The following is a 511-nucleotide window of genomic DNA, read 5'->3' as shown; positions in this document are numbered from 1 at the left end:
CGTTCATATGGTTCAAATCACCAATCGCATTACGTATTAAGCTAAACAGCGGTGAAATCGAAGCACTCACTTGCGGTTTAGGCAAATTCAGCGATTGCACTTCGTCTCCTTCGCGCATCGCAAGGTACGTCAAACTGTGGTGAAGAATTTCTGGCTGGCCAATGTCACCATGTATTTCACCCATACAGTAGCTGCCAAAGGTCGCGGCAATATCCATAAACGCCTGCACTTCGTCGCTGCTATCAATAAAATCCAGCCGCGAGGCGCAGTTGTAAATCATCACTACTTCAGGCTGATGCATGGCAAGTTCCACCACCCCATGACGCACTTGTTCTAACGTCAGAGAGGGATGGTTATAGCAAAACTGAACCTCATCACCGAGGCACCACGGCCTATCGAAACTCATGCTTCCATCGGCGTGAAGTTCTGTGACGGTACAAACTTCCTTGCGCCCCAACGTTTCTCGATACAACGGGAAACTGAGTAATTGGTTAATCGTCACGTCGTGCCC

General features: G+C 48.9%; 1 protein-coding gene. It reads right to left on the bottom strand.

Translation table 11 applies throughout. The annotated features are described in order from the left end of the window. On the bottom strand, positions 1–511 hold a 511-nt coding region (locus R8N49_RS30635), incomplete at both ends, for an FIST C-terminal domain-containing protein (RefSeq protein ID WP_318190888.1).

Source organism: Vibrio sp. 1978, assembly GCF_033344345.1.
The sequence above is the reverse complement of the archived record's forward strand: the minus strand, read 5'-3'. Positions and strand labels throughout refer to the sequence as shown.